Source organism: Microbacterium sp. Cr-K20 (assembly GCF_000708325.1).
GTDB lineage: Bacteria > Actinomycetota > Actinomycetes > Actinomycetales > Microbacteriaceae > Microbacterium.
In genome coordinates, this window is the sequence record NZ_JARE01000068.1 from 62,679 (window position 1) to 69,740 (window position 7,062).

At 69.6% G+C, this 7,062-nt stretch carries 7 protein-coding genes and 1 pseudogene; 4 read left to right on the forward strand and 4 right to left on the reverse strand.

Translation table 11 applies throughout. The annotated features are described in order from the left end of the window. Nucleotides 1-54: 54 nt before the first annotated feature. From GZ67_RS0116815 to GZ67_RS0116830, 4 genes are read left to right on the forward strand one after another with little or no spacing between them, the layout of a single operon-like run. Nucleotides 55-2,343 (forward strand): DUF6571 family protein, encoded by a 2,289-nt coding sequence (locus GZ67_RS0116815; RefSeq protein ID WP_029262891.1) that lies wholly within the window; start codon nt 55-57, stop codon nt 2,341-2,343. Between the two features lie 23 nt (nt 2,344-2,366). Then, nucleotides 2,367-2,951 (forward strand): hypothetical protein, encoded by a 585-nt coding sequence (locus tag GZ67_RS0116820; RefSeq protein ID WP_029262892.1) that lies wholly within the window; start codon nt 2,367-2,369, stop codon nt 2,949-2,951. After that, the gene (locus GZ67_RS0116825) at nt 2,951-3,232 is read left to right on the forward strand and encodes a hypothetical protein (protein WP_029262893.1); all 282 of its coding nucleotides are present in this window, start codon (nt 2,951-2,953) and stop codon (nt 3,230-3,232) included. Before GZ67_RS0116820 ends, GZ67_RS0116825 begins: the two co-directional genes overlap by 1 nt. Nucleotides 3,233-3,280: 48 nt before the next feature. Then, nucleotides 3,281-3,757: a recombinase family protein gene (locus tag GZ67_RS0116830; protein WP_029262894.1), complete on the forward strand. Its 477-nt coding sequence runs from the start codon at nt 3,281-3,283 to the stop codon at nt 3,755-3,757. 21 nt (nt 3,758-3,778) lie between these two features. Here the strand turns inward: GZ67_RS0116830 and GZ67_RS0116835 are convergent, their stop codons facing one another. The 4 genes and pseudogenes from GZ67_RS0116835 to GZ67_RS20890 form a co-directional block, all read right to left on the reverse strand. Further along, entirely contained in the window at nt 3,779-4,480 is a 702-nt protein-coding gene (locus tag GZ67_RS0116835) for a hypothetical protein (protein ID WP_051662604.1), read from the reverse strand. Continuing rightward, nucleotides 4,473-4,955, reverse strand: coding sequence for a hypothetical protein (locus tag GZ67_RS0116840; protein ID WP_029262896.1), 483 nt, complete (start codon nt 4,953-4,955; stop codon nt 4,473-4,475). Before GZ67_RS0116840 ends, GZ67_RS0116835 begins: the two co-directional genes overlap by 8 nt. Beyond that, nucleotides 4,955-6,703 (reverse strand): hypothetical protein, encoded by a 1,749-nt coding sequence (locus tag GZ67_RS0116845; RefSeq protein WP_051662605.1) that lies wholly within the window; start codon nt 6,701-6,703, stop codon nt 4,955-4,957. Before GZ67_RS0116845 ends, GZ67_RS0116840 begins: the two co-directional genes overlap by 1 nt. Beyond that, a pseudogene (locus tag GZ67_RS20890) lies at nt 6,700-7,062 on the reverse strand (hypothetical protein); the annotation flags it as partial. The gene GZ67_RS0116845 and the pseudogene GZ67_RS20890, both read right to left, overlap by 4 nt.

The window sequence follows — 7,062 nt, forward strand, 5'->3', positions numbered from 1 at the left end:
ACCCCCGCTAGATTTGCTGGGGGACGGGAACACCGTCGAGGAGGGGCGCACGACATGACTCAGTGGGACGAACTGCATCCGGGCCGGGGGAACACCGGCGCGGTCAACGATGCCGCGACACGCGTCAGCAACCGGAACACCGGCACCGAGACCGTGCGCACGGCTCTGTCGAACGCGGCCACCGGCACGACCGAGGAGATCTGGGCGGGTGACGCGGGCGCCGCGTTCCGCACATCCCTGGCGAAGCCCCAGACGCTGTGCGACGAGCTCAAGACGGAGTTCGCCGCCGTGCAGTCGGCCCTCTCCGCCTACGCCACCGAGGTCGACCGCATCCGCGTCGCCACCACGGCGGCGCACCAGGCCTACGCCACCGGCTACGCCACGTGGAAGGCCGCGGAGCAGGAGGACAGCCCGTTCCTGCCGTCGGCCTTCACCCCCAACGCGCCGAATGCCACCCTGGGGTCGAACCTCTGGGTGCCGAGCGGGAACAAGCCCGGCCTGTACGACATGCGGATGGCCGCACAGCAGCTGCGCACCCTCGCCGACCAGCGCGAGACCGCCGACAGCACGCTCACGACGGCGCTCCAGCCGCCGGCATCGGCGCGGTGGGACCAGATGCAGTCGGCGCTGAGCGCCGCGGGCATCGACGACATCGACGACCTCACCTTCGAGAACCTCGGAGACGCGTTCGCGAACCTCGCCGACGAGATCGCCGAGGGCGACGTCACCGACGAGAACGTGCAGGCCCTGCAGGACTTCTTCTCGGTCTGGGGCGAAGACACGTTCGTGATGTCGCAGTTCTTCCTCGAGGTCGGCGGCGAGAGCACCGTCTCGATGATCGACAACCTGGGTGACGCGGCCATCACCGAGGGCTTCGACCCCGCAGCGGCACTCGCGCTCGCGACCATGATCCGCGGGGGCCTGTCGACCGGCTCCCAGATCTGGATGCCGTCGACCTCGAGCGACTTCGCCGACAGCATGCTCGAAGGCGCCTCCTCGACCGTGGGCGGCGCGGTCGCGGCGATCGGCTTCCTCTTCTCGGACGAGAAGAACAACCCGCTGGGTGTGAACCTCACGGTGGCCATGGCCGACGAGATCGACCGCATCGAACGCGACCCGATGAGCATGCAGAACGGCGGCTGGTACGACACCTCGCCGAACGCGGGCGGTCGCTTCCTCGCGCAGCTCGAGGGCGAGACGACCGGGCTCAACGGCAACCGCGTCGACGACCTCGCCGGCCGCGTCTTCTCGACGCTCGGCACCTACCCCGACGCGGCACTGGACTGGCTCACGGCGACCGGAGAAGACCCGTACGGCGACGGCGACCTGGGCCCCGGACGTGTCGAGTACTGGTACGGCGACCGCGACTGGAGTGCCGACGGCAGCGGCGACGGCTTCGAGGGTCCGGGCGCGCTCTGGGCCGGTGCGCAGCAGGCCGCGGGCGGCCCTGCCGACGCGACGCACACGTACAACCCGGAGACCTGGGACCGCGTGGCCGAGCTCACCACCCAGATCGTGCGGGAGCTCACCACCAACGAGAGCTTCCTGCCGGAGAACCTCACGAGCATCGGACAGGTGCGCATCGCGGAGGGCATCTCCGTCGCGATGCCGTACTTCTCGGAGAACCTCAGCGAGAGCGACCCCCGCACCGCGAGTGCGCTGTCGATCCAGGACGCACTCATCGGGACGACCGACCCGCGCTCGATCCCCAACGTCACGCAGGCGCAGCTGTCCCAGCTTCTCGGCACCGCGACCTGGAGCGATGGGGATTCGCCGTCGGCCGGCGCGGATGTCATCTCCCAGTCGGTGCGTCAGTACCAGGATGCGCTCATCGCGCTCGCCGACATCGCTCCTCCCGGCAGCGCCTTCGCCGCGGACGCCCTCGAGCGCGTCGTCGAGCTGCAGGGTTGGCTCGACGGATCGGGGGAGGGCGCCGCGCTCGGAGAGGCCGGACGCCACGATGCGGCCGTCCAGGAGGCCATCGACGGCGTGAGCACGGTCGTCGGGCTGATCCCGATCCCGGCCGTCGGCGACGTCCTCGTCGAGGGCGGCAGCGTCGCGATCGATGTCGTCCAGGATGCCGTCATCGGCGGCGTCTCCGACTGGGGCTTCGGCAATGCCGAGGCGGCGTGGGGCAATTCGCACGAAGTACTGTTGGAGGAGCAGCAGAACAGCGCCTCCGGCCGCGAGATCGCGATGATCAACACGATCGAGCAGATGCTCGCCGATCTCGGCATGACGGAGGGGCTCTCCCCGGCGGAGGCGACAGATCTGGCCGAGGAGATGCTGGCGGACTATCAGCGAGGCGTCGAGGCCAGCTCGTCGTGGGCAGAGGGGCATTGAGAATGCAGTACAGGCGTCGACTCATGGGTCTGACAGTGGTCGGGATCGCGGCGATCGGTCTCGCGCTGACGGGGTGCACCCCCGCAGCGGTCGAGCCGCCGTCGGTCAGCTGGCAGTCGGGTGAGCCCACGGGTGAGCTCGAGTCGAGCCCCTGGGTACAGGCCGTCCGCGCATCGGACACCGCCCTCAGCATCGCCGCTTTCACCCGCGACTACACGTCCGACGAGCTGCAGGACACCACGACCGCAGCGGCGATCGACGCTGCGGCCCAGTGGCAGCGCGACGAGGCGAAGGCCGACCGGTTCTTCACCTACCCCGGCCCGGTTCCGATGATCCCGCTCTCGGTCGACGAGGAGGGTGACGAGGCGCTCGTGACCGTCTGCCAGGCGCAGGACTGGTACCTGGACGCCGACCGCACCTCCGCGCCGGAGCCCACCTCGGGCCGCGAGGTGGTCTATCGCGTGATCCGCGACGACGACACCCACCTCGTCGAGACCGACTCCGTCACCACGAAGGACTGCGACATCGCAGACGCGAGCGTCGCCCTCTTCGACCCGCAGCCCGACCCGACCGAGACCTATTCTCCCGACGATGTGAAGGTGCCGTGATGACCGATCTCCAGTTCGACTCCGACGCCGTCGGCGCCACCGGCAGCACGCTCCAGAGCACGGCATGGGGCATGAGCCTCGACGTCGACCTCTCCCTCGCCGGCTGCGGCAGCTCCACGGTCTCGGCCGCCGCCGACACCTGGGCCATGTGGGCCAAGGCCTCGCTCCTGCAGCTGCAGAGCATGACCGCCGGCGCCGGCGTGGTCGCCCGCGACTCCGCCACCGCATTCGAGACGCAGGAAGCCGAGATCACGGACTCGGCGAACAACGGCACCCCCTGACAACGGTCTGCACCCGCGACAGGGCAGAATGGAACGCGGAGGTGCGCGATGAGCGAGACGATCGAACCCACGGAGGCGGCATCCGTTGATGCTGCCCTGACGAGCCCGCTGCACCTTCCGCATGACGCGGCGGTGTGCCCGAAGTGCTTCACGGAACTGCAGGAGAACCGGAACTTCTGGCTCGCCCGCCCGGACGGCTCACGCCTGGTCGGACTCGTGGTCTCCCGCGACGACATGCCGTCGGTCGTGGAGCAGCGCGCCGATCTCACACGGTTCGGCGTGCCCATCGAGGGCTTCCGTCACCCCGCCCCCGACATCCTGGAGAGCTGGAGCGACCGCCTCTCCCGCCTCATCGGCACCCTGCGTCCCGGTGACGTGCTGGTCGTCGTGTCGATCGCCGCTCTCGGGCGCGACAGCGACGAGGGCGCCAGGACGGTCGCGGAACTCCGCCGCCACGGCATCATCGTCAAGGTGCTCAGCCACAACGCGCGGCACCTCGCCGACGCCGCGGCCGCCACGCGCTGACCGCGCTGGGACCAGGGCGGCTCAGGCTTCGACGGACGCCCCCGACGGTGCAGCCGGCAGTTCGAAGTACGACGCCTCGACGATGCTGTCGAAGAACCCGAGCAGCACGTGCGGGATGTCGCCGACCGGCGTCGAGAGGTTCACGAGCAGCACCTGCTTCGAGCCGGGGACCGTGTACCAGTAGTCGGCGGACAGACGACGGATCGAGACCGCCCCCGCCTCAGCCGCCAACTCCTCCGGAGCCTCACGCAGGTCTTCCTCGTCGGCCAGCTTCTGCTCCTCGATGCTGTGCAGTCGGAGGATCGCGGAGCCGGGGATCTGCAGCCGGTGGGCGGTGTCGAGGTGGGGACGCTGCAGCTCGGTGAAGACCTTCTCGAGCGTCGCGACGACCGCCTGCGGCGAGACCCCGATCGCCGGGGACATCCGCAGATCGGGCTGCTCGAAGACCGTGAGGGTCACCGGCAGCGGCGTGCCGGGGCGCAGCTCGGTCATCAGGAACATCGCCTTGGCGTGCAGCGCGCGAGCACTCGCGACCGCCTCGGTGATGTCACGGCGGGTCAGCGCCCGCAGCGTCGAATCCTCGTCGCGACGGCCGAAGACCTCGTCGACGAAGTCGGAGACCAGCGGACCGCTGTCGAGGTCGTTCAGCAGCACCGGGTGCCAGGCGCCGAGAAGTCGGAAGCGCAGCTCGGGCGTCGCCGCCTCGACGGCGACCTCACTCACCGGCGAGCTTCTCGATCTCGTAGTCCGGCACGTTCACGCCCACGGAGAAGCTCGGGCTCCAGTCGATGCCGAGCTCGTCGGCCGCCCGCTGGGCCTCGATCGCACCCTCTTTGCCCTCGAACGTCGACCACGGGTTGAACGCGACGAACGCCGGCTTCGGCTCCGAGGCGTTCCAGGCGGCGACCAGTACCGACTGCAGCGCATCGCCCGTGACGACGTAGCCCAGTGGTACCTCGGCGTGGATCAGCCATCCGCCGGTGAGGCCGTCCCTGATGGGTTCGACCTCGACCTGCAGCGCCTCGGGGAGCGCGGACTTCACCGATTCGACGACGGGTGCGGGATCGGTCATTTCAGCCTCCTGGGTGGATGCGGGCGGAGTCTTCTCCGGCGCGGGCGCACCGGTCGGGAAGCACCCGGTCAACAGCAACCCGGCGACGCCGATTCCTGCGGCGGTCAGTGCCAAACGTCGGGACATCACTCACTCCATGCATATTCTTCGGTCACGACCGTCGCGCCGTCGTGCGCGTAGAACTGCTCCAGTCTCGCACGCTCGTCGGCAGGCAGATTCGCGAGCTGCTCCTGCCAGCTGATGTTGTAGAGAGCCGCGTTGTGCGCGCCGGCGTCGATCGCGGCCGGCTGGTGACCGGGGGCGACCGGCGTGAATGTGCGCCAGTTCTCCTCCTGCCGAGGATTCACCGCGCCGTTGGTGAGCGTGTCGAGCATCGGCACCGGATCACCCTGATGCTGCATCGAGATGACCTGCGTCGTCGGCGGGATGCGCATGGCGTCGATGGGAGACCCACACGCCATCACGGCCTCGAAGTTGTAGGCACTCGACCGGTTCGCTGCGAGGTGCCCCGCCATGATGCCGCCCTGGCTGAACCCGACGAGCATCACCGGGTCGCCGTTCGGCCCCGGATCGATGCCGGCATCCTGCATCGCCTGCATGACCGCGCGCTCGTACTGTGTCTGCAGCTCGGGCGTGAGCATGAGGGCGAGGTTGCTGTCGAGGTCGTTGGTCGCCCCCGCGTCGTTGATCCCGTCGAGGCTCATGACCCAGTCCTGCGTGGAGGGAAGCACCACGCGCCAGCGGGTGACTCCGTCTGCCCCGACGACCTGCTCGACGCGGATGACGCCCTGCTCATCGGCGGGCGAGGTGCCACCGAGCCAGTCCACCAGGCCGGCCTCTGCGAAGGCGTTCTCGAGGGAGGGATCACCGATCGTCGAGGTCTGGTCCTTCCATGCCTCGAGGGCCGCCTGGTATTCGGCGTCGCTCGCGTAGTCCGCGCGCGACGGCATCGGGTTGTCCCGCTCATTGATCTCGAAGGGGGTGACCTCGGGGTCGGGCGCGAGCACGTCGGTGAGGATGCGGGTGATCAGCACCCCGCCGATCGTGAGCGCGACAGCACCGCCGAGGAGGGCGAGCACGGCGCCGAGCAGCGGCCCGCCGAGGAGGAGTCCCGCCAGCCCGAGGACGATCGGGATCAGTGCGAGCAGCAGCACCGCCATGATCTTCGGCAGCAGCGCGTTCCAGATGTCGGAGAGGGTGTCGAGGACCCCCTTGATGACATCCGTGACCCAGCGCCCGATGCCGGCGAGCAGGTCGCCCACACCCTCGAAGAACTGGGCGATGTTGTCGAGGACCGAGTCCTTGCCCTGGCTGATGACGCTCTCGATCGCGCGGATGGCGGCCTGGGCCGCATCCTCCTTGCTCTGTGCTCCGGCGCGGAGACGAGCGACGATCGCGTTGATGTCGGACTGGGCGGCGGTCGCCTGGCGCTCGGCGCGGGAGAGGTCGTCGGCCGTGTCCTGACGGACGTCCTGCGGAGAGTTGCTCAGCCCCTCGAACCACTGCCGCCGCTGCGCATCGCCGGCCGCGTGCTCTGCCGTGCCCAACCGACCCTGCGCGGCTTCGAGAGCCGGGATGTCCCTGGCCGCCTGCTCTTTGATGGGCGCGAGCGTCACGGCATACGTGCGCAGCGCTGTGGCGGTCTCGTCGTAGCGCAGATACGCCTGCGACATCGAGGTCTGCAGCTCGGCGGCGGTCGACCGCAGCGCGGTCGTCGACTTGCTCAGCTGCCCCGAGACGATGTCCTGCAGCGCCTGGGCGGCGTCGTTGATCGCGGTGGCCTGACGGGACAGGGCACCGGAGCGGGTCTCGAGCGTGCCGGGGTCGCCCTCGAGCAACTGCGACCAGTCGTTCTGGTTCCAGAGACCGTTCATCGGAGAGCCTCGCCTTCGCTGCGCATGTCGATGAGGGAGCCGAGATCCGAGAGGACCGTGTCGATGCGCTCGGCCGGCGCGGAGAACGCGATGAGGTTCTCGGGAGGCAGCACGGCTTCGGCGGGGAGGGTCACGAACTCGGGAGCGGCCGGGAGATCGGCGACCGGGAACGGCATGGGCAGCGCCTCGATCGTCGGGAGACCGATGCCCGGGGCGGGCGCGATCGGCGCGCCGGGAAGGGAGGGCACATCCACCCGCGGCGGATCCGCGATCAGGTCGGGGAAGTCGGGGCCGGCGACCCCACCCGGCAGCGACGGCAGGGGCCCGGGAATCGGATCCGGAAGCGACGGCAGCACCGG

What these genes read in the sequence shown, in the direction of transcription:
- GZ67_RS0116825 (WP_029262893.1), top strand. Translation starts at nt 2,951, where the DNA reads ATGACCGATCTCCAGTTCGACTCCGACGCCGTCGGCGCCACCGGCAGC.
- GZ67_RS0116815 (WP_029262891.1), top strand. Translation starts at nt 55, where the DNA reads ATGACTCAGTGGGACGAACTGCATCCGGGCCGGGGGAACACCGGCGCG.
- GZ67_RS0116820 (WP_029262892.1), top strand. Translation starts at nt 2,367, where the DNA reads ATGGGTCTGACAGTGGTCGGGATCGCGGCGATCGGTCTCGCGCTGACG.
- GZ67_RS0116845 (WP_051662605.1), bottom strand. Translation starts at nt 6,703, where the DNA reads ATGAACGGTCTCTGGAACCAGAACGACTGGTCGCAGTTGCTCGAGGGC.
- GZ67_RS0116830 (WP_029262894.1), top strand. Translation starts at nt 3,281, where the DNA reads ATGAGCGAGACGATCGAACCCACGGAGGCGGCATCCGTTGATGCTGCC.
- GZ67_RS0116840 (WP_029262896.1), bottom strand. Translation starts at nt 4,955, where the DNA reads ATGTCCCGACGTTTGGCACTGACCGCCGCAGGAATCGGCGTCGCCGGG.